General features: G+C 67.4%; 19 protein-coding genes. 4 read left to right on the plus strand and 15 right to left on the minus strand.

The features are described from left to right. The first annotated feature begins 31 nt into the window (after window positions 1-31). Window positions 32-835, plus strand: a complete 804-nt coding sequence (locus A3A5_RS0112570) for a hypothetical protein (RefSeq protein ID WP_232431332.1) — start codon at window positions 32-34, stop codon at window positions 833-835. A 12-nt stretch (window positions 836-847) separates the two neighbouring features. Here A3A5_RS0112570 and gabD read toward each other — a convergent pair whose 3' ends face one another. The 7 genes from gabD to A3A5_RS0112605 all read right to left on the minus strand — a co-directional run bounded on the left by gabD (window position 848) and on the right by A3A5_RS0112605 (window position 8,564). Continuing rightward, the gene (gene gabD / locus A3A5_RS0112575; RefSeq protein ID WP_018310924.1) at window positions 848-2,296 is read right to left on the minus strand and encodes an NADP-dependent succinate-semialdehyde dehydrogenase; all 1,449 of its coding nucleotides are present in this window, start codon (window positions 2,294-2,296) and stop codon (window positions 848-850) included. Between the two features lie 72 nt (window positions 2,297-2,368). Continuing rightward, window positions 2,369-2,599 (minus strand): DUF3079 domain-containing protein, encoded by a 231-nt coding sequence (locus A3A5_RS0112580; protein WP_026200711.1) that lies wholly within the window; start codon window positions 2,597-2,599, stop codon window positions 2,369-2,371. A 98-nt stretch (window positions 2,600-2,697) separates the two neighbouring features. Next, window positions 2,698-2,913, minus strand: coding sequence for a hypothetical protein (locus A3A5_RS0112585; protein ID WP_026200712.1), 216 nt, complete (start codon window positions 2,911-2,913; stop codon window positions 2,698-2,700). Window positions 2,914-3,021: 108 nt separating this feature from the next. Next, on the minus strand, window positions 3,022-4,257 hold the full coding sequence (locus A3A5_RS0112590) for an AI-2E family transporter (protein ID WP_026200713.1): 1,236 nt from the start codon (window positions 4,255-4,257) through the stop codon (window positions 3,022-3,024). 193 nt (window positions 4,258-4,450) lie between these two features. Further along, window positions 4,451-5,872 carry an aldehyde dehydrogenase family protein gene (locus A3A5_RS0112595; RefSeq protein WP_018310929.1) on the minus strand — a complete coding sequence of 474 codons (1,422 nt, stop codon included), beginning with the start codon at window positions 5,870-5,872 and terminating at the stop codon, window positions 4,451-4,453. A gap of 30 nt (window positions 5,873-5,902) precedes the next feature. Beyond that, window positions 5,903-6,814 (minus strand): TauD/TfdA family dioxygenase, encoded by a 912-nt coding sequence (locus A3A5_RS0112600; RefSeq protein WP_018310930.1) that lies wholly within the window; start codon window positions 6,812-6,814, stop codon window positions 5,903-5,905. A gap of 49 nt (window positions 6,815-6,863) precedes the next feature. Further along, window positions 6,864-8,564, minus strand: coding sequence for a GMC family oxidoreductase (locus A3A5_RS0112605; protein ID WP_035812466.1), 1,701 nt, complete (start codon window positions 8,562-8,564; stop codon window positions 6,864-6,866). A gap of 148 nt (window positions 8,565-8,712) precedes the next feature. Between A3A5_RS0112605 and A3A5_RS0112610 the strand changes: the two genes are divergently transcribed. Next, window positions 8,713-9,423 carry a GntR family transcriptional regulator gene (locus tag A3A5_RS0112610; protein WP_018310932.1) on the plus strand — a complete coding sequence of 237 codons (711 nt, stop codon included), beginning with the start codon at window positions 8,713-8,715 and terminating at the stop codon, window positions 9,421-9,423. Window positions 9,424-9,468: 45 nt separating this feature from the next. Here the strand turns inward: A3A5_RS0112610 and A3A5_RS0112615 are convergent, their stop codons facing one another. The 3 genes from A3A5_RS0112615 to A3A5_RS0112625 all read right to left on the minus strand — a co-directional run bounded on the left by A3A5_RS0112615 (window position 9,469) and on the right by A3A5_RS0112625 (window position 12,665). Further along, complete coding sequence (locus A3A5_RS0112615) at window positions 9,469-9,993, minus strand: host attachment protein (RefSeq protein ID WP_018310933.1); 525 nt, start codon at window positions 9,991-9,993, stop codon at window positions 9,469-9,471. A gap of 108 nt (window positions 9,994-10,101) precedes the next feature. Beyond that, a complete protein-coding gene (locus tag A3A5_RS0112620) occupies window positions 10,102-11,670 on the minus strand; it encodes a sulfatase-like hydrolase/transferase (protein ID WP_018310934.1) in 1,569 nt (522 codons plus the stop codon). Window positions 11,671-11,687: 17 nt separating this feature from the next. Continuing rightward, window positions 11,688-12,665, minus strand: a complete 978-nt coding sequence (locus A3A5_RS0112625) for a Bug family tripartite tricarboxylate transporter substrate binding protein (protein ID WP_018310935.1) — start codon at window positions 12,663-12,665, stop codon at window positions 11,688-11,690. 95 nt (window positions 12,666-12,760) lie between these two features. Between A3A5_RS0112625 and A3A5_RS0112630 the strand changes: the two genes are divergently transcribed. Next, window positions 12,761-13,312 carry a MarR family winged helix-turn-helix transcriptional regulator gene (locus tag A3A5_RS0112630; protein ID WP_018310936.1) on the plus strand — a complete coding sequence of 184 codons (552 nt, stop codon included), beginning with the start codon at window positions 12,761-12,763 and terminating at the stop codon, window positions 13,310-13,312. 33 nt (window positions 13,313-13,345) lie between these two features. On the opposite strand, the gene A3A5_RS0112635 is transcribed toward A3A5_RS0112630, so the two are convergent. Continuing rightward, on the minus strand, window positions 13,346-14,824 hold the full coding sequence (locus tag A3A5_RS0112635; RefSeq protein WP_018310937.1) for a sensor domain-containing diguanylate cyclase: 1,479 nt from the start codon (window positions 14,822-14,824) through the stop codon (window positions 13,346-13,348). Window positions 14,825-15,105: 281 nt separating this feature from the next. On the opposite strand from A3A5_RS0112635, the gene A3A5_RS0112640 reads away from it, so the two are divergent. Then, entirely contained in the window at window positions 15,106-16,137 is a 1,032-nt protein-coding gene (locus A3A5_RS0112640) for a patatin-like phospholipase family protein (RefSeq protein WP_018310938.1), read from the plus strand. Here A3A5_RS0112640 and A3A5_RS0112645 read toward each other — a convergent pair. The 4 genes from A3A5_RS0112645 to A3A5_RS0112660 all read right to left on the minus strand — a co-directional run bounded on the left by A3A5_RS0112645 (window position 16,118) and on the right by A3A5_RS0112660 (window position 21,111). Further along, the gene (locus A3A5_RS0112645) at window positions 16,118-16,762 is read right to left on the minus strand and encodes a hypothetical protein (RefSeq protein WP_018310939.1); all 645 of its coding nucleotides are present in this window, start codon (window positions 16,760-16,762) and stop codon (window positions 16,118-16,120) included. The two genes, A3A5_RS0112640 and A3A5_RS0112645, sit on opposite strands and share 20 nt — an antisense overlap. Then, window positions 16,759-20,229, minus strand: a complete 3,471-nt coding sequence (locus A3A5_RS0112650) for an adenylate/guanylate cyclase domain-containing protein (RefSeq protein ID WP_026200715.1) — start codon at window positions 20,227-20,229, stop codon at window positions 16,759-16,761. The genes A3A5_RS0112645 and A3A5_RS0112650 overlap by 4 nt, the downstream gene beginning before the upstream one ends. A 191-nt stretch (window positions 20,230-20,420) precedes the next feature. Continuing rightward, a complete protein-coding gene (locus A3A5_RS0112655; RefSeq protein ID WP_018310941.1) occupies window positions 20,421-20,741 on the minus strand; it encodes a non-heme iron oxygenase ferredoxin subunit in 321 nt (106 codons plus the stop codon). A gap of 1 nt (window position 20,742) precedes the next feature. After that, entirely contained in the window at window positions 20,743-21,111 is a 369-nt protein-coding gene (locus A3A5_RS0112660) for an SUF system Fe-S cluster assembly protein (RefSeq protein ID WP_018310942.1), read from the minus strand. Between the last annotated feature and the right edge of the window lie 3 nt (window positions 21,112-21,114).

Here is a 21,114-nt window from a genome sequence, read left to right on the forward strand (position 1 = left end):
CAATGCGATGACGCAAGTCGAATGGAGGCGGATGGCGATCGACCCCGGCCGCAGGGAAGACCACCTGCCCGGGACAACGCGCATGGAAATCACGGGCACGCTGCAGATGCAGGATATTGTCCAGGCACTGGGGGCAGAGCCCGATGCGCAGCGCTGTGTCGAGGCCGGCCTCGAGGTGCTTGCGATGGCCGGGCATCCGCCTGCACGTGCCGTGGTGTCGACGGGCCACGGGCGGCTGGAGGCGCTGGAATTCTATGTCGATGCCGCTGTGCCGACCTGCTGCGAACTGGACAGCACGTTGCAGCACGCGATCGCCAGCCGTTTCACCAGCGTGCTGCCGCCAGGGCTGGCAGTCACGGTGCTGCCGCTGGCCGCCTATGCGCAGGAAGCCACCGACGAAGGCAAATCGTTCGAAGCGGATACCTTGCGCACCTGTGCGCGCGAACTGCTGGGCCGGGGCGGGGAGATGAGCCAGCGGCTCGCGGTGGTGTGTGCCTACCTGTCGGCGCTGCATGGCGTGCAGGCCGTTGCCGAGCAGCTTGGCTACCTTGAGCAGAGCCTGCTTGCGCAGGGCCAGGAGACCCTGTCCTGGCGCCTGCGCCGACACCGCAGCGTGGAAGGGCGGGAACTGGCGCAGGCACTGGAAGGACTGTCTCGCGCCGCGGATGACGCCCTGTATGAGTTCGGCACCTGTTACAGCGCTGCGCGCGCCAGCTACCAGCTGGAGCAGATGCAGCGTGTCCATGACCGGATCGCGCGCTTTCGCGACACCTTCCGGCACGGCGGGCGGTGCCCCGAGCCCCGGCGCGCCGTGCGCGCGGACACGGCGTGCTGAGGCGCGACAAGGTCAGATACCGGCCATGCAGGTGTACTTGATGACCAGGTAATCCTCGATGCCGTAGTGCGAGCCCTCGCGGCCCACGCCAGACTGCTTGACGCCGCCGAACGGCGCCACTTCGTTGGAGATCAGGCCGGTATTGACGCCCACCATGCCGTATTCCAAACGTTCGGAGACGCGCCAGACCCGGCCCAGGTCGCGGGCATAGAAGTAGCTGGCCAGGCCGAACTCGGTGTCGTTGGCCATGGCGACGACGTCATCCTCGGTCTCGAAGCGGAACAGCGGCGCCAGCGGGCCGAAGGTTTCCTCGCGCGCGACCAGCATGCCGGGGCCGACGTCGGCCAGCACGGTCGGCTGGAAGAACGAATGCCCCAGCGCATGGCGCTCGCCGCCCTGCAGCAGGCGCGCGCCCTTGCCGAGCGCGTCGGCGATATGCTCTTCCACCTTGGCCACGGCCTTGTCGTCGATCAGCGGCCCGATGCGCACGCCGTCGTCCATGCCGTTGCCGACCTTCAGGGCCGCCACTGCCGCCACCAGCTTCTGCGCAAACGCGTCATACACGCCTGCCTGCACGTAGATGCGGTTGGCGCAGACGCAAGTCTGGCCGGCATTGCGGTACTTGGACACGATCGCGCCTTCCACCGCCGCGTCCAGGTCGGCATCGTCGAACACGATAAAGGGGGCATTGCCGCCCAGCTCCATCGATACCTTCTTGATCGTCGACGCGGTCTGGGCCATCAGCATGCGGCCAACCTCGGTCGACCCGGTGAAGGTGAGCTTGCGCACCAGCGGGTTGCTGCTCATCTCGCCGCCAATGGCGCCGGCCGAGCCGGTCACCACCGACAACACCCCGGCCGGAATGCCCGCGCGCTCGGCCAGGGCCACCAGCGCCAGCGCTGTCAGCGGGGTTTGCGACGCCGGCTTGAGCACCATGGTGCAACCCACCGCCAGGGCCGGGCCGGCCTTGCGCGTGATCATGGCAGCGGGGAAGTTCCACGGCGTGATGGCCGCGCATACCCCCACAGGCTCCTTGGTCACGACAATGCGCTGGTTGCTGACCGGCGCCGGGATGGTGTCGCCATAGACGCGCTTGCCTTCCTCGGCAAACCATTCAATAAACGAGGCCGCGTAGGCGATTTCGCCGCGCGCTTCGGCGATCGGCTTGCCCTGTTCGGCAGTCATGATGCGCGCCAGGTCTTCCTGGCTGGCCATGATCAGTTCGAACCATTTGCGCAGCAGCGCCGAGCGCTCCTTGGCGGTGCGGGCGCGCCATGCCGGCAGCGCGCGGTTGGCGGCTTCGATGGCGTGGCGGGTTTCATCGGCGCCCAGTTGCGGGACCTGTCCCACGCGTTCGCCGGTGGCAGGGTTGGTGACGTCGATGCGGCGCTCGCCATCGATCCAGCGGCCGTCGATATAGCACTGCTGCCGCAGCAGCGAGGAGTCCTGGAGGTTCAGCATGGTTGTCTCGGTGGATGCCGGCGGTGCCCGGCGTCTTGTGGATGCCTGAGACAACGATTGTAGTCCGGCTACCTAGGTAGAGGTCTTGGTGGAGGTCTTGGGCGGGCCGGCAGGTGCGGCCGTGGACGGTGCCTCGATATCCCAGTCGCCGCACTCCAGCCAGTCGTCGCCGAGCAGTTCAATGGGGTGCTGCGTGCGGCTGGAGCCGTTGCCGCAGCCCATGTCGTCTACGGGGCAGTACTTGTCGCAACCCCAGCAGATGCGCTCAGGGTGGCGGGGATGCAGGGGAAATTTCTTGGCCATGGCTTGCGGTTGGGAAACTGCTGGGACGATTATGCCCACACCTGCAAGCCGTCGATTTGCGCTACCGCAAGCGCAAGTCAGCCGGCCGGCCATCCCGCTCAGTCCCATCCGTCGGCGTCCAGCCGGGTCCAGCGGTCGGGCGCCTCGCCATCGGGCGAGGCCAGCAGCAGTGTCTGGCCGCAGTGCCCGCAACGGTACACAAACGCATTCTGGCCGCTGGTGGTGCGCAAGGTCGCCGACAGCACCAGCCTGGGATGCGGCGGCACGTGGCCAGGCCGGTCCAGCTGCGACTCGCACAGGTCGCATAAAGACATCATTGTTTTCCTCCGCACGATCCCCGGCGCAGCAAGAATGCTGTGGTGCAGCATTCGTTTTTCCAGTATAGCGGCGGAACGATAGTGCCGTGGGCGGCGGCGCAACGGCTATTCGCCAAGGAACTCTGCCATCACTTCAAGTCCTTCAATGTGATCGGCTACCACCTTGGCGATGGTAATTAGCGGGATGGCGAGCAACATGCCCCATACGCCCCAGAGCCAGGTGAACAGGAGCAGTGCAACAAATACGGCCACCGCGTTCATGCGCGCCATGCGGCCGGTCATCCAGGTGGTGATGACCGATCCGATCAGCGTGGCGATCAGTAGTGATCCGAACGCAGCCGCGGCCGCCATGCCGAGCGTGCCGAACTGCATGAAGGTCACCACTCCCAGGCACGCCGCGATCGCCATGGCGCCGAAGTAGGGCACCAGGTGCAGCGCCGCAGCCGCAGTCGCCCAGCTGCCCGCGTTGTGCACGCCCAGCCACTTCAGCAGCAACCAGGTACAGGCGCCCAGGCCCGCATTGGTCACCAGCAGCATGCCCATATAGCGGCGGATGGAGTGGTTGACCTCGTCCAGCATGTGCACGCTGATCTTCTTTTCGGAGATGGTGGTCCCGGTCATCTTGATGAACTTGCGCTTGAAGGTATCGCCGGCCAGCAGCAGGAAGTACAGCAGGAAGACCACCACCACCGCCTGTCCGGCCATGGTGAAGATGCTGACCGAACCGGCCAGCAGCATGTTCTGGATCTGGGCGGGCGATTGCTCCACCACCACGTGCGTGCCGCGCGCGGGCGGGGGTTGGCCGGTGCCGCTGAGGACGGTGGCTGCACGGCGTACCTTCTGCCACATGGAATCGTCGCCGCTCATCAGCGCGCCCACCGAGCGCGACAGCTTGCTGGCCGTCTCGGGCAGGCTGTTGACGATCGATTCCACCTGCCCCTGCAGCAGGTAGGCGCCGCTGAGCAGGGCGCTCAGCACGGCCAGCAGCACCACGGTGCCTGCCAGCGCGCGCGGCAGGCCCAGCCGCTGCAGCGCGCAGACCAGCGGGTCCAGCAGGTAGGCCAGAACGATCGCGAGCACCACCGGAATGAGAAAGTCGCGTGCGATATGCACGGCGTACAGCGAAAGGAGCGTGGCCAGTACCACCAGCGCCAGGCTGGCACGGTGCAGCGAGGCGGTGACGGCGTCGGCCGGCGCGACGGTGCCAGGCATCTCTCCCACCGTGCGAGGCCCACCGGCGCCCTCGGTGTCGGCGCCGGCATGCGGGCTACCGTCGGCGGGCAACGGAACGGGCGGGGCAGGGGGCAGCGAAGGCGCCGCGGAATCGGGGATGGTCGACATGGCCGGGCGCCCTGGCAAAAGGCCGGGCGCTGCTATGAAGATAGCTGGCTGGAAGGTGGCGGCTGTCGGACGCCGCCGCCTGTGCATGTCAGACAAGCGCGGCAGCGAGGCGCCTTACTAGCGACACCGCCCGGCCGGCAGCATGGCGCTGCACGGCCGGGTGGTCCGGTGACTGCAGGCGGGGCGCGCAGGCTCAGCCAGTCACCGTCTTGGTCTCAAGGAACTCGGCAATGCCTTCGGGGCCGTATTCGCGCCCGTTGCCGGACGTCTTGTAGCCGCCGAACGGTGCGGTGATGTCCATCATCGCGCCGTTGATGCGCACGCTGCCGGCGCGCAGGCGGGCCGCCAGCTTGCGCGTGCGCGCCGGGTCGGACGAGGCGATGTAGGCGGCCAGGCCGAACTCGGTGTCATTGGCGATGGCCACGGCCTCGTCTTCGGTGTCGTACGGCAGCAGGCACATCACCGGCCCGAAGATCTCTTCGCGGGCAATGGCCATGTGATTGCGCACGTCGGCAAAGATGGTCGGGCGCGCATAGAAGCCGCGTTCCAGCCCGTCGGGGCGGCCGGGGCCGCCTGCGGCCACGCGCGCGCCTTCCTCGATGCCTGCCCCGATCAGGCGCTGCACCTTGTCGAACTGGCCGCGGTTGGAGATCGGGCCCATCTTGGTTTCGGGGTCGGACGGGTCGCCCACCTTCACCGCGCTGGCCACGGCGGTGGCGATCTGCACGGCCTGCTCATAGCGCGAGCGCGGCACCAGCATGCGCGTCGGCGCGATGCAGGTCTGTCCGGTGTTGACCATGCACTGCGCCACGCCGCTGGTCACTGCTGCCTGCAGGTCGGCATCGTCCAGGATGATCATCGGCGACTTGCCGCCCAGTTCTTGCGCCACGCGCTTGACCGTGGGCGCGGCGCTGATGGCCACTTCCACGCCGGCCCGGGTCGAGCCGGTGATGGAGACCATGTCGACCTCGGGATGCGACGACAGCGCGGCGCCCACCGCGCGGCCCTCGCCATAGATCATGTTGAAGACACCCGGCGGCGTCTGCGCGGCATCCATGATCTCGGCGAAGATCCGGGCGTCCAGCGGCGCGATCTCGGATGGCTTGAGCACCACGGTGCAACCCGCCGCCAGCGCCGGCGCCACCTTGGCCGCGATCTGGTTCAGCGGCCAGTTCCACGGCGTGATCAGCGCCGCCACGCCGATGGCTTCGCGCAGGATGTAGCTCTTGCCGCGCGTGGTTTCGAACTCGAACTCGCGCAGCGCCTGCAGCGTTGCCTGCAGCTGTGCCAGGCCGATCGCGGCCTGCAGGTTGGTGGCCAGCGTGATCGGCGCACCGATCTCCTGGCGCACCGCCTGCGCCAGCTCGCCCATGCGCGCCTGGTAGGCGGCGATGATGCGTTCGAGCAGGTCGATGCGCGTTTCACGCGTGGACACCGACCAGGCCGGGAATGCCGCGCGCGCTGCGGCCACGGCCTGGTCCACGTCTGCCGCGGTGCCCATGGCGAGCTTGCCGGCGATCGCTTCGGTGGCCGGGTCGGTGATGTCGGCCTGGGTCGCGCCCGCTGCGGGCTGCACCCACTTGCCATTGATATAGAACTTGTCGACGATATGCATGCCGGTTGCCTCGGATGGGTTGGCGTTCGGTCAGACCGGACGGTCGCCGATGATGGTGGCGCGGTTCATGTGGCGCACGGCCGGGAAGTAATCCTGCACGGCATAGTGCTGCGTGGAGCGGTTGTCCCAGAGCGCGATCGTGTCCGGCTGCCAGCGCAGGCGCACCTGGTACTCCGGCGCGGCCGCCTGGCGGTACAGGTACTGCAGCAGGTCCAGTTCGGCGGGCCGGTAATCGGAACCGAAGCGATAGGGCTGTTCCTTGACGAAGTTGGCGAAATGCGTGGTGAAGGCTTCGTTGACGAACAGGATCTTCTCGCCGGTTTCGGGGTGGGTGCGTACCACCGGGTGCACCATCGGCGGATACTTGGCGCGCATCTCCGCGTACTTCTCGTCGCTCATCGACGCGCCGAAGGTCGGCATCGCGTCATGCACGGCCTTCAGGTTGGCGATGCGGACCTTCACATCCTGCGGCAGGTTCTCGTAGGCGGCGGCCATGTTGATCCAGAGCGTGTCGCCGCCGACCTCCGGGCATTCCAGGCAGCGCAACATCGAACCCATCGACGGGATCTCGCGCCAGGACACGTCGGAGTGATACAGGTTCTCGCGCCCGCGCGTCTGCCCGTCGCGGCCGAAGACAACCAGCTCGGGCAGTTCCGGATGGTTGGTGAGCATCGGATGCGTTTCCAGCGTGCCGAAGCGGCGCGCCGCGGCCACGTGCTGAGCCGGGGTGATCGCCTGCTTGCGGAAGAACAGCACCTTGTACTTCAGCAGCGCGCGGCGCAGCGACAGGTAGGTGTCGTCGTCCAGCGGCTCGCGGAAATCGATGCCTTCGATGTCGGCGCCGATTGTCGGCGTGCAGCGGCGCACGGTAAAGGGAAAGGCTTCATTGTCCAGCGCGCGATAGGCTTGCGCGCTGATGGTGACTGCGGCAGTGGCTTGCATGGGGTGTCTCCTCCGTGTTGTGGTTGCCAATGCAGGGGGGATGGCCGTCTCAGCGGTGCGAGGCCTTGATCAGGTCCGCAGCCTTTTCGCCGATCATGATGGCGGGGGCGTTGGTATTGCCGCCGATCAGCGTCGGCATGATTGACGCGTCAGCGACGCGCAGGCCCTCCACACCATGCACGCGCAGCGCCGGGTCGACCACCGCCATGTTGTCGACGCCCATCTTGCAGGTGCCGACCGGGTGGTAGACCGTGTCCGCGTGCGCGCGCACGAAGTCGCGGATGGCGGCTTCATTGCCGCTGTCGGGACCGAAAGCGTCGGTCAGGACTTCGCGCCCGCCGTGCTGCGCCAGTGCGGGCTGCGCAAAGATGCGGCGGATGGCCCGCACGCCCTCGACCATGCCGGCCATGTCTTCCTCGGCCGACAGGAAGCGCGGATCGATCACCGGCGTCTCGCGCATGTCGGCGCTGCGCAGGCGCACATGGCCGCGGCTCGTCGGGCGCAGCACGCAGGCGTGACAGGAGTAGCCGTGGCCGAGATTGCCCAGGCTGCGGTTGCCGAGCAGCGCCACGGCAAAGTGCAGCTGCACATCCGGGATGTCCAGCTCGGGGCGGCTGCGCAGGAAGGCACCGGCCTCGGCGATATTTGACGACACCATGCCGGTGCGGGTGCGCCGGTAGCGCATCACTTCGCGTGCCAGCCGCAGCATGCCGCGGCCGGTCTTGCCGAACAGCTCAGTCGTTTGCAGCTGTTTGTTGACGATGATGTCGAGGTGGTCCTGCAGGTTCTCGCCCACGCCCGGGAGGTCATGGACCACACCGATGCCGAAGCTGCGCAGCTGCGCGGCCGGACCGATGCCGGACGCCAGCAGCAACTGCGGCGAGTTGAAGGCGCCGCTGCTGACCACGATCTCGCGCCGTGCGCGCAGGATCTGCACCGCCCCACCGCGCACGACTTCCACGCCGACAGCGCGCTTGCCTTCGAACACGATCCGCAGGGCTTGCGTATCGGTCAGCACCGCCAGGCCGCGACGGCCGCCATTCAGCGCCGTGTCCGCTGCATTGCCGCTGTGCAGGTAGGCCCGCGCCGCGTTCCAGCGTTCGCCGTTGCGCTGCGTCACCTGGTACAGGCCGGCGCCTTCCTGGCTGTGGCCATTGAAGTCGTCGTTGTGAGGCAGGCCGGCCTGGATCGCTGCCTGGACAAAGCGCCGCGCAAACGGATTGGGCGAGCGCAAGTCGCTCACGTGCAGCGGCCCGTCATTGCCGTGCAGCGGATGTTCGTGGCCGGCCAGGCGGGGATTGTGCTCGCTGCGGCGGAAGTAGGGCAGGACGTCGTCGAAACCCCAGCCCCGGCAACCCAGCGCGGCCCAGTCGTCGTAGTCTCGCCGATGGCCGCGGATATAGACCATGCCGTTGATCGATGAACTGCCGCCAAGGCCGCGCCCGCGCGGCTGGTAGGAGCGGCGGCCGTTCAGGCCCGGTTGCGGTACGGTGTAGTAGGCGTAGTTGCGCGGGCCGGCCTTGGGCACCACCGCAGCGATGCCCACCGGCGCCCAGATCGAGAAGTGATGGTCATGCGGCCCCGCCTCGAGCAGGGCCACGGTCGCACTCGGGTCTTCTGCCAGGCGCCCTGCCACGGCGCACCCCGCCGATCCCGCGCCGATCACGATGTAGTCGAACTCCGCCGCCGCGCTGGCGGCGTCTTGTGATGCCCTGGTATTCAATTTACGTGTCTCCTGAGTTGCCAGCATGCGGTGTTCTTCAGGGGCGCGCACATCTGGTGATGACGGATACTGCCATCACCTGTTATGACAGGTCAATAGGGTTAGGCCGAGACCTATTATGATAGGTATAATCCCGTTCCACCCAGTTCGGAGCCGCCGCCAAGGCGGAACATACGTGACGCTGCCCAGGTTCAAAGAGATTGAGAACGAGATTCGCCAGCGAATCGCCAGCAATACATGGGGGCCGGGCGCCAAGCTTCCGTCCGAGGCGGAGCTGGTGACGGAATTCGCGGTCAGCCGGATCACCGTGCGCCAGGCCCTGTCCGGGCTGCACAACGCCGGTCTGATCGAAAAGGTCAACGGCAAGGGCAGTTTCGTGACCCGTCCCTCGGACACGCCCAGCCTTGGCGCACTGACCGGCTTCTATGAAACCGGACGCGCCCGTGGCCAGCTTGCGTACGGCAAGCTGGCGTCGGTACGGCTGGTGCGCGCGCCGGCCCATGTGGCGGCGGCGCTGCGTCTGCAGCCTGGCGAGAAGGTGCTGAGCGTGGCCACCGTGCGGTACTGGGACGACGCGGCCGTCGCGCATTTCACCCTGATGGGTCCTGAGCCACTGATGCGCCGCCTGGTGCAGGAGGACCTGGAAACCAACGACGCCATGGCGCTGTTTGAAAGCCGGCTGGGATACCGGTTCAAGGAAGTGGCGATGGAAGCCACCGCCGTTGCCGCGCCCGCGGACGTGGCGCGCCGGCTCGGTGTTGCCGTGGGCGAACCGCTGCTGCGCCTGCGCAGCACGCCGCATGACATCGAGGACACACCGTTGTTCTGCGGCGAACTGCTGTTCCGTCCGGACCGCTATGCCTACAAGTGGACACTGACGCGATAGGGCGACGCAGCCGCCAGTGGCTGGCACCGGCGCTGCGTGGCTTCACTACCGGTCCCGGCCGGTATTGACGCGCGCGTCGCGGCGCGCGGGAATGATGTTTTCGTCGGCCAGCCGTTGTTGCAGGTCGTTGTTGGCCACGTGGGTGAGGTCCTTGCCAATTTCCTTCGTGATGACGTCCGTGACGCCGGCGGGAAGGGCTTTGCGCAGCAGGCCCAGGAAACGCGGCGCCGCGATCAGCGCCAGAGAATCAAAGCGCTGCTTGTTGCGCGCATCGGCAAGATAGTCCGCCACGCGGCGGGCAAACAGCTGCGCTTCCTGGTGCAGTTCATCCTCCCCGGCCGAGGATGTGACAGTGGACGGTCCGGCCTGGTGGGCACCCGGGTGCCCGGCGTCGCCCTGTACGGCGGCGTGGCCGCGCCGGCCGTAGGCATCGCGGCGCAGGTCGGCGCGGTCGCCATGCGCAGCCGCGTCGGTGATTTCCTCAACCAGCGCCATTGGCGCGGTTGAGGCGTGCGAGGCAAAGATGCGGGCGAGGGATTCGTCCGCCACAAGGATCCAGGTGTGTTTCATGATCGCTCCGGTTGCCGGTCCGAACACCGGCCCCCCCCATCCCTCCTTTCAAAGGATACGCCATCCGGGCAGGGGCAGTCGCCGTACCGCGGATGGCGCGGGGCGTAGTCACCACACGCCAAAGAACACGCCGGCCTGCTTGTACACATTGGTCTTGGCCGCTACCTCTTCGTTGGTCACGGTCACGCGCGGCTTGAGCGTGCAGAACCACTCCAGCAGCCGCAAGCGCATGGCGCTGCGCACGGCTTCGTGGCCCGGATCGCAGCCCAGGTCGACATATTCCTGCGGATCGTTCTGCAGGTCGAACAGCTGTGGCCGGAACCCTTGCCAGTGCACATATTTCCAGCGCGCGTCGCGCACCATCCAGGCGCGGCATTCGCCGGGATGGCGGCCCAGCGCCACGCGAGCGCCGCGATAGGCGTAGTCCAGTTCGGATACGACGAAATCGCGCCAGCTGACGGCATCGGCGCGCTCACCCGCGCGCGTCAGGTCCAGCAATGAGCGGCCCTCGACGCGGTGGTCGGCCGGCGCCAGGCCCAATGCGTCCAGCACCGTCGGCACGACGTCGACCGCGCTGACCATGCTGGCCTGCGCGGTGCCGCGCGTGGCATCCGCCTGCGGCGAGGGATCGTAGACGATCAGCGGGATGTTCTGCACGGTGTCGTAGAACTGCTCCTTCTCGCCCAGCCAGTGGTCGCCCAGGAAATCGCCGTGGTCGGCGGTGAAGACGATCAGCGTGTCCTGCCAGCGGCCCAGGCGTTCGAGTTGTTCCCATAGCTGGCCGAGCCGGTCGTCGATCTGCTGGATCAGGCCCTGGTAGGCGGGCCGCACCGTGTCCGAGACTTCCTGGCGCATGAAGCTGGCGCATTCTTCCTGCGTGCGGTAGGCCGACAGCACCGGGTGCGGGTCTTCCAGCTCAGCGTCGTGGCGCTGCAGCGGCAGGCAGTCGTCGAGCGAATACGCGGCGTGGTAGGGCGCGGGCGCCAGGTAGGGCCAGTGCGGCTTGACCAGCGACAGGTGCAGCACCCACGGATCATCGCCGCGCGTGGCGATGTACTGCATCGCCTGGTTCACCGTGTACGCGGTCTCGGAGTGCGGCTCGGCCACGCGCGCGGGCAGGCCTGCGTTGCGCATGTGCCAGCCGGAGACGATCTCACCGCGTTCGTTCTCGGCGCTGATCACGTAGTCGGTCCACGGATCCGCGCTGTCGTAGCCTTGCCGGCGCAGCCAGTCGGCGTACGCGCTGTGCGGCTCGGCGTGGTGGCCGTCATGGCGGTCGACCTCGGTGAAGTGGCCGCTGCGCAGCAGCGTTTCCAGCTCAGTGCCGCCATCCAGGTGCAGCCGTTTCAGGTTGGCGTTGTCGGGCATCACATGGGTCTTGCCCGCCAGCGCCAGCGCGCGGCCGCTGTCCTTCAGGTATTCGCCCAGCGTGACTTCACCGACCGACAGCGGCACACGGTTCCAGGTGGCGCCGTGGCTGCTGACATGGCGGCCGGTATAGAAGCTCATGCGGCTGGGCCCGCAGACCCCGGAAGTAACGAAAGCGCGGTCGAAGCGCACGCCGCGCGCGGCCAGCGCATCGATACTGCGCGTGCGCAGCGCCGGATGCCCGTAGCAACCCAGGTGGTCGCGCCGCAGCTGGTCGCACATGATGAAGAGGGTATTGCGGATCGTCATGGTCGGTCTGCCTCGCTTCAGTCGCCGGTATAGCCGGACGCCTTGACCACCGGTGCCCACTTGCTGGCGTCGGCCTTGAGCACGCCGGCAAAGGCGTCGGCCGGGCCGGTTGCGGGTTCCAGTCCCAGCTTGAGAAACTTCTCGCGCACGTCCGGCGACGTCACGGCCTTGACGATGGCGGCGTTGAGCTTGTCGAGCACCGGCCGCGGCGTGCCCGCGGGTGCCAGCAGGCCGTAGCGGCCTTCACCTTCGATGCCCTTGTAGCCAAGTTCGGTGAAGGTCGGCACATCGGGCAGTGCCACCGAGCGGTGGGTGCCGGAAGTCGCCAGCACGCGGATCTTGCCCGCGCGGTGCATTTCAGTCAGGTCAGCAAGGGTGTCGACCGAAGCCGGCACCTGCCCGCCGACCAGCGCGCTCATCAGCGGCGCCGAGCCGTTGAAGGGGACGTGCAGCATCTCGATGCCAACCTGCTTGCCGATCATCAGCCCGAAGAAATGCGGGATGCTGCCCAGCGCCGGCGAGGCGTAGGAGTTGTTCTGCGGACCGGCCTTGAGCCATGCCACATAGTCCTTCAGCGTGCGTGCCGGGCTGGCCGGCCCGGTGGCAAGCGCCAGCTGGAAGTTGGCGGCCTGCGCCACCGGCGTGAAATCGCGCTGGATATCGTAGTTGAGCTTGCGGTAGACCAGCGGCGCAATGGTCATGACCGCCGAGTTGGCCACCACCAGCGTATTGCCATCGGCCGGCTGCGTGCGCGCGTAGTCCATCACCAGCCGCCCGCCGGCGCCGGGCTTGTTCTCGATGACCACGGTCTGGTTCAGGGTCTCGCGCAGCTTGTCGCCGACCAGGCGTGCGGCGAGGTCGGCAGTGCCGCCGGCCGGGTACCCCACCAGGATGCGCAGCGGACGGTCCGACTGGGCGCTGGCGGGCGCGGACCAGGCGGCGGCAACGGCCAGCAGGCACGCGGCGAATCGGGGAAGGAAGGTGCGAGGGCTCACGATGTCTCCAGTTTGTTGTCCGCCGGCGAGCGGCGTCGATGCAAGCTAACACCCGTCGATATAATTGACAAAGTCAACTAATTGGCAGGTGTGGCATGGCACACGACAACAGCGGCAACCGCGGCAACCGGCTGCAGCGGCCGCAGCGGCTGGCTGATTTCATCAATTACCGGGTCTACCACCTGAATCGCGTCGCGCTGGGCGCCGCGGCGCTGCACCTGCGCGCCAGGGCGGGCGTCACGCGGCGCGAATGGCGCATGATTTCCTTCCTTGGCGAGCAGCCAGGCACCCGGCTGACCGAACTGGCCGAAAGCGCCGGCCTGGACAAGGTGCTGGCCAGCCGCGCCGTCCACGCCCTGGTGGAACGCGGCCTGGTCCGGCGCGAAACGCGCACCCAGGACCGGCGCGCTGCAGCCTTCACGCTGACCGGGCAAGGCGAAGCCGTCTACCGCGCGGCGTTCGCGCAGGCCCGGGACTTCAATACACGGCTGGCTGGCTGCCTGACGGCCGAAGAGGCGCGCGTGCTGTCGCGCTGCCTGGACAAGCTGCAGGCGCAGGCCGGCGCGATGCTGGTCGAGGCGCAGGCGTTGCCACAGCCGGAAGGGGCGGAGCCGGCATGGGATCTGCTGCAGGTCTGGCGGGTGTAAGCACTGGCGCAGCGAGCATGCAGCGGCGCGCGTTCAGGGTGCCATTGCCACTGCCGTCGTCGTGCCGAAGGTTGCCACGCCATTGCGCCCGGAGCGCTTGGCCAGATACAGCGCTTCGTCGCCGGCGCGGAGAAAGGCGCGCAACTCGGTGAAGGCCTCGTGGCTGCCGGCGCTGTTGGAGTCGGTCACCACGCCGACGCTGACCGTCAGCAGCCCGTTGGCTCCCGCCGCATTCGGAATCTGCAAGGCCTGGACGGCTGCGCGGACGGTCTCGGCCATGGCGGCTGCGCCGGCTGCGTCGGTGTGGGGCAGCAGGATGGCAAATTCTTCACCGCCATAGCGTCCCGCATAGTCGCCCGGCCGCCGCACATGGCGCTGGATGCAGGCGCCCACCGCGGCCAGCGCATCGTCACCGGCCTGGTGCCCGTAGCGGTCATTGAACTCCTTGAAATGGTCGACGTCGAGCATCAGCAGCGACAAGGGCTCGCCGTGCCGCCGCGCGCGCCGCCATTCCACATCGGCGGCATCGTCCAGCGCGCGCCGGCTGCCCAGCCCGGTCAGGCCATCGGTGTTGACCATCCAGCGCAGGTGCTCTTCCATCTCGGCGCGGCGCCGCCATTGGCGCGACAGCAATACCGAGAGCGCGATGATCGCGGCGTCCAGGGCGATGATCAGCGTCCCGAACAGCCACGCGCGCCGGTACCAGGGCGCCAGCACGTCGTGGGTGGCGCGTCCCACCACGACCAGCAGCGGAAAGCCCGGAATGCGCCTGAAACTGTAGAGCCGCTGAACCCCGTCGACTGCCGCGACGCCGATAAACGTACCTTGCGTGCCTTGCAGCAGCGGTGCAAATGACGGGCTGCCGGAGATGTCGCGCCCGATCGATTCGGCTTGATAGGGCCGCCGCATGATGATGGTGCCGTCCGTGCGCAGCAGCGTCAGGGTGCCGCCCGCGCCAAGGCTTACGCCATCGAACAGCTTGCGGAAGTAGTTCAGGCGCAAGGTGCCGACCACGATGCCGGCAAAGCTGCCGTCCGGCGCGGAGAGCCGCCGGCTGATGCCGATGGACTGGTTCTCCGGCGTCAGGCGCGGCTGGAACGGCCGGCTCAGGAACAAGCCGCCGTGATCGCCGCCGCGGTGGGCCTGGAAGTAGTCGCGGTCAGAGACGTTGACCGGGCGCGGCGGCCACTGGTGCGAGTCGAACACCAGCGTGCCGTTGGCGTCGGTGACCAGCAGCGAGCCCATGTCTTCGGCATTGATCGAGCGGTCGAACAGCAGCCGCTGGCGCAGCGCCGGCGGCTGCGCCAGCAGGGCGGGATCGTGCATGGCTTCCACCACGCCCCCGATCGCCAGCTCGTGGATCTGCAGGTTGCGCGTGATGCTGCGTTCCAGCGTCAGCGCCAGGTTGGCCGAGGCCTCGCCGGCATTGTCCAGCACATCCCTGCGCATTTGCACCAGGGCGAGCGCGCCAAGGGCCGTGATCATGCAGACCAGGATAACGCTGGCGGCCACGATCAGGGAGGCCGGGCGGGAAATGGCCTTTCGAGCCGGAAAGTGAGGTATTTGGCGCACGAAGAAGAGCTGTTCTGCTTTTATGCGGCCATTGTAGTACCTGGCCGCAGCCTGGCTCAGTGCCTTGTGCGCCAGCGCAACGGCCCGGCGCTTGCGGACCGGCCCTGCCTGGCCAGGGCATGCGCGGTGTGTGCCCCTGCGCGCGTCCGGCACTACGCTGCACGCACAGTTCTTCCCTACACTTGAGCATGGCGGGTTGCCGCCGCTGAAGGGAAGAACGCATGCAGCCAGAGCCTGCACAACCCAAGCCCGTGGCGCTCGCCCTGCAGGGCGGCGGCATGCATGGCGCCTTTACCTGGGGCGTGCTCGACCGTCTGCTGGAGGACGGCAGGCTGGCGATCGAAGGTGTCAGCGCCACCAGCGCCGGGGCCATGAACGGCACGGTGCTGGCCTACGGGCTGCTGCAGGGCGGCAGTGACGGCGCACGCCTGGCCTTGCACGATTTCTGGGAAGCGATCGCGCACTCGGCGCAGCGCTACAACCCGTTCCGGTGGCTGCCGTGGTTCAAGAGCAGCCATACGCTGGGCCTGAACCATTCCCCGATGTATGCGATGGCCGACATTGCGCTGCGCCTGCTGTCGCCGTACCAGTTCAATCCCAACAACCTCAATCCGCTGCGCGACGTGCTCGGCAGCCAGGTCGACTTTGCGGCACTGCGCGAGCATTGCCCGATCCGGCTGTACCTGTGTGCGACCAATATCGAGACCAGCCGGATACGCATCTTCCCGCCCGAGGAGCTCAGCATCGACGCCGTGCTGGCCTCGGCCTGCGTGCCCACGCTGTTCCAGGCGGTCAGCATCGACGGCCAGCACTACTGGGATGGCGGCTATGTCGGCAACCCGGCGATTTTTCCGCTGATCTATCACTGCCAGACGCACGATGTCGTGATCGTCCATATCAACCCGATCGTGCGCCACGGCGTGCCGACCACGGCCGCGGATATCCTGAACCGCGTCAATGAGGTCAGCTTCAATTCGTCGCTGATGCGCGAGATGCGCGCGATTGCCTTCGTCACGTCGCTGATCCAGCAGGGCAAGGTCGACGGCACGGAGATGAAGGAGATGTGGATCCACTCGATCCGCTCGGACCAGACCATGGCCGCGCTGGGGGTCTCCACCAAGTACAACGCCGACTGGGCATTCCTGTGCTCGCTGCGCGACAAGGGCCGGGCAGAGGCGAGCCGGTGGCTGGAGCAGCACTACGACAGCGTGGGCCGGCGCTCCAGCATCGATATCAGCGGAGAGTTCCTGTAGGCCGGCCCGGCTGCGCCAGCCGCCACGTCAGGTTGGCGCGTGCCTGCGCCTCGTAGCGCGCCTGGAACAGGTCGGTGGTGTAGATGCGTGGGCTGGCCAGCAGCGCACTCAGGAAGGCGCGCTCGGCAGCGTCATAGGCGGCGTCGTCCAGGTCGGTGCGTTCGGCCCGCAGGTGGTCGCCATTTTCCTGGAAGCGCGCGCGGCTGCAGCCCAGCGCCGCCAGGTCGATATCGGCGGTGAAGCGGCCGGCCAGGCTTGCCGGCACTTCGGCATGCGTGGTTTCCAGGATAAGGGCGGCCACGCGCGCGGCGGCGGCGATGGTGCCGCCCGACCAATGGCGCAACCATTCGGCGCTGCGTTGCTCGTTGTCCGTGGCACCGGGCACGTAGATCACGTCGTGGCACCAGAGCGCCAGTTCCACCTCGTCGGTATCCGGGATCGCGCTGCGCGCCCAGTCCAGGTCGTGCAGGCAGCGGCGGACATGGTCGAGGGTGTGGTAGTGCCGCGTCGGTTCACCGTAGCAACGGGCGAGATCGGTGAAGACGTCGGCCGCGCGCGTGCCGCCCGCACGAGTCCACAGGGCGACAAAGCGGTCTTGCAGGGGGAGGCCTGGCGTCGGGGTCATGCGTGTGGGCGCTCCGGGGTGGTGTGGTCGGCGGCCAGCGCTGCAAGCAGCGCCTGGGCCTCCTGCCAGTCCGCAGTATCGGTGCCCTCGCTGAAGCTGCCGTGGATCCGCGCCAGCACTTCGCGCGCCGCGTCGCCCTTGCCTTGTTGCCGCCACAGCCGGGCCAGGCCCAGGGTGGCCCGCAGTTCCAGCGGCTTTGCACCTTGTTCGTGGGCGACCGTGATGGCCCGCTGGAAGCAGGCTTCGGCTTCCTCCTGCGCGGCCGGCGATGCAGGGCGCTCTGCCGACAGCTGCAGCAGCATCTCGGCGCGTAGCCGGTACACGGTTGCCTCATCGAGCCGCTCTCCGGTCTCTTCCACCAGTGCCTGTGCCTGCGTGAGCAAGTCCAGCGCGGCGGTGGTCTGGCCCGCCTTGCCACAGGCATCGGCAACCGAGGCCAGCATATTCGGCATACCCAGTTTGCCACCGGTGGCCTCATAGGCGGCTACGCCCCGGCGCATCAGTGCAAGGCCCTCCTGGTGGCTGCCCAGTTCCGCCAGCGCCCAGCCCTGCAGGACCGTGCCCCATGCCAGGTAGATCGGAAACCCCTGCTCGCCCGAAATGGCGATGGCGGCTTCGGCGTACTCCCGTGTCAGCCGGGCCTCGTGCCGGCACTGATGCTGTTCCGCGGCAAACACCAGGCACAGCGCAAGGTTGTATGCATCCGGCCGGGCGCGGGCCATGGCCAGCGCCTCCTTGCAGCGCGCCAGTGCCTGGTCCGCCAACCCCTGGTACCACAGGAGCCAGCCCAGTGTACCGGTGGCATGGACGGCCGGGTCGCGCCCGTAGCCCGTCAGGAAGTCGTACGCCGGCTGTTCAGGGTGCGGCACGGCGAGCACCGCCTCCACATGCTTGCGCGCGGCGTCCAGCATGCCAAGGCGGAACAGCGTGGCGCCCATCGCGCGATGGCCCTCCGCCAGTTGCTTGGGTTTCTGTGACTGCATGGCCAGCGCAAGCAGCCGCTTGGCCAAAGGCAGCGAGACCTCGTATTGCGCGCGCAGCTGATAGAACGCCCACAGCCCCAGTTGTGCCGAGAACACATAGGGCGTCTGCTGGCCCTGCTCGCACAAGGCCAGCGCGCGCCGGTAATTGACCTCCACTTCGGGCGATGCCTGGCCCCGGGCCGCAAACAGGGCGGGCCCGAGCGCAAGCAGCAGCTTCAGCTCCTGGCGCGCGCGTTCGGGACTGTCGGGTTGCCGCTTGAGCAGGTCGATGGCGGTGCTCAGGTGCCGGATCGCTTCGGCCTGCGCGGAGCGCAGCAGTGCCTGCTGGCCGGCGCAGTGCAGGTACTCGACTGCTTTCGGGATGTTGCCGCTGAGGCTGTAGTGGTGCGCCAGTTCGCTGCAGTAGTCCTTGAGCCGCCCATGGAAGAGCGCCTCGATGGCCTGGGCGGAGCTTTCATGCAATGCGCTGCGCCGCTCGGTGAGCAGCGAGCTGCCGGCCACCTCCTGGGTCAGCGCGTGCTTGAAGGCGTACTCGACTTCAGGGAATGCCGGACGTTCGTAGACGAAATCCGCAGCCTGCAGGTCGGCCAGCAGCGGATGCAAGCGGTCTTCCGGCAAGCCGGTCACGCGCAGGACCAGGCTCAGCGGGAACTCCTTGCCGATCACGGCCAGCGTCTGCAACAGCTCCTTCTGGGCCAGCGGCAGCCGATCGATACGGGCGGCCAGCACGCCTTGCACGGTGGTGGGGATATGGAGCAGGGCCGGCGCGGTTTCGATGCGGTAGCAGCCGGGCTGGCCGAGCAGCGCGCCTTCCTCGGCCAGGGTCTGGACCACTTCCTCCATGAAGAAGGGATTGCCTTCGGTCTTGTCGAGAATCAGCCGCTTCAGCGGCACCAGGCTACGGTCGTCTCCGAGCAGCGCGGTCAGCAGTTCCTGCGCCTCCGCCTGCCCTAGCGGCTGCAACTGCAGCTGCGAATAATGCCCGTCCGCATTCCAGTGATGGCTGTACTCCGGCCGGTAGTTCACCAGCAGCAGGATCGGCGCGCCGGGTACATGCTCGATCAGCATATTGAGGAACGCCTCGGTCTCACCGTCCAGCCATTGCAGGTCTTCGAAAATGACTTCCAGTGGCTGGTTGAGGCTTTCCCGGACCAGCAGCCGCGCAATCGCGTCGAAGGTACGCTGGCGCCGGATGGTCGGGTCCATGGTCGGCAACGGCGAGTCGGGCTCGATTGTGCCCAGCAGGTAGAGCAGGTAGGGCAGGTGCTCTTCCAGCGAACGGTCCAGCGTCAGCAGCCTGCCGGTCACCTTTTCGCGGCAGCTGCGGTCGCCGTCCTGCGCCGTGATCTGGAAATAGCTCTTCAGCATCTCGATCAGCGGCAGGTAGGCAAAAGCCTTGCCGTGCGAGACCGAAAAGGTCTCCAGCGCCAGGCAGCCCTGTTGCGACCTGACTTTGAATTCATGGAACAGCCGGGACTTGCCGACCCCTGCTTCGCCGACCACTGCGACAATGCGCCCGTGCCCCGCCTTGGCCTGCCCCAGCGCCGCGTGCAAGTGCGCCAGCTCATCCTGGCGCCCGACAAACCTGGCCAGGCCGCGGTGCGCCGCCACCTGCAGGCGCGTGCGCAAGGCCCCCAGGCCAACCACCTCATACACCGCGAGCGGGTCGCGCACGCCCTTGACATGGGTGGTCCCCAGCGCCGTGAATTCGAAATAGCCTTCGGTGAGCCTGTGGGTCGATTCGCTGACCAGGATCGACGCCGGCGTGGCAATCCCCTCCATGCGCGAAGCGATATGGATGGTGTGCCCGACCGGATCGTAGTCGGTGTGCAGGTCATCCTTGCGGATCGAGCGCACCACGACTTCGCCGGTGTGGATGCCAATGCGGATCTGCAGCGGAATGCCTTGCTCCAGCCGCACCCGGTCGCTGTGGCGATGCATGGCATCCTGCATGCGCAGCGCCGCGTACAGCGCGCGCAAGGCATGGTCCTCGTGGGCAATCGGGGCGCCGAACAGCGCCAGGATGCCATCGCCGAGGAACTTGGCCACATAGCCCTCATAGTGGTGGACGGCTTCCATCATCAGCGTCACCACGGGGTCGATCAGCCGGCGCGTGTCTTCGGGGTCCAGGTCCTGCGTCAGCGCGGTCGAGCCCGCCATGTCGGCAAACAGCGCGGTGATGGTCTTGCGCTCGCCGGCAGTCTCGCCCCTGGCCTCCATCGCCGCCTGCTCGGCGAGGATGCGCCCGGCAAGGTGGGGCGGCGTGTAGAGGACCGGGGCCGTGGCCGCAGGTGAAGGCGGCACTGGCGTGGAAACGGCGCTGGCAGGGGCGTCGGACAGTGCAAAGCCGCAAGCGCGGCAGAACTTCGCAGCTGCAGTGGCTTCTTCGCCACACTGAGGGCACGCTCGGCCAAGCCTTGCCCCGCATGCCTCACAGAAGTTGGCTCCCGCAAGGTTCGCGAAACCGCAACTGGTGCAGCGCATTTCGCCTCCTGGCCGTCGTTGGTCGCTTGGACGGTACTCAAGACTATTAGAGATGGGATCGGCGGGTATGGCAAGGCAGTGCTGCCTGATGACAGTGAGTCCAGACGGCTCGGGCCAAGTGACTGAACTTGTGCCGGCTCAGAGTGTACGCATAGTGCTGCGCAGAGGGAAAGTGCCCGCGGCGCGGCCGCCTATTCCGCGCGCTCGTCCCTGACCTGCACCTTGCCGCCCTCCACCCGGACCGGAAATGTTGCCACCGGTTCGTAGGCGGGCGGGGACAGCGCCTCGCCGGTCAGCAGGGAAAAGTGCGAGCCGTGGCGCGGGCAGACCACTTCCTGTCCCTCCACGTCGCCGCCGCAAAGCGGCTCGGCCTCGTGCGAGCAGAGGTCCTCGATGGCGTAATAATTGCCACCCACATTGAATACCGCGACCTGTATGCCATCGACATCGACGCTGCGGCAAGTGCCGGGCGCGAACTCGTCGGCCCTGGCGACATCGATCCACTCGCTCATCTCAGATCAGCCCCAGTTCCAGGCGTGCCGCCTCGCTCATTCTTTCCTTCGACCAGGGCGGGTCCCACACCAGTTCAACCTCGACTTCGTTCACCCCGCTGGCTTCCATCACGGCGCCCTCCACCACGCCGGGGAAGGCCTGCGCCACCGGGCAGCCCGGTGCGGTCAGCGTCATGCGGATGCCAACCTTGCCGCTGGCTTCGTCCGCCGATAACTGGTAGATCAGGCCAAGGTCGTAGATATTGACCGGGATCTCGGGGTCGTACACGGTGCGCAAGGCCGCTATCACCCGCCCCTCGAGGCTGTCCGGCTCAGCCTCGGAGCTGTCTTCGTGTTCCCTGGCCTTGTGCAGCCAATCGATCATGCTCATGGT

The organism is Cupriavidus sp. UYPR2.512, assembly GCF_000379565.1.
Taxonomy (GTDB): Bacteria; Pseudomonadota; Gammaproteobacteria; order Burkholderiales; family Burkholderiaceae; genus Cupriavidus.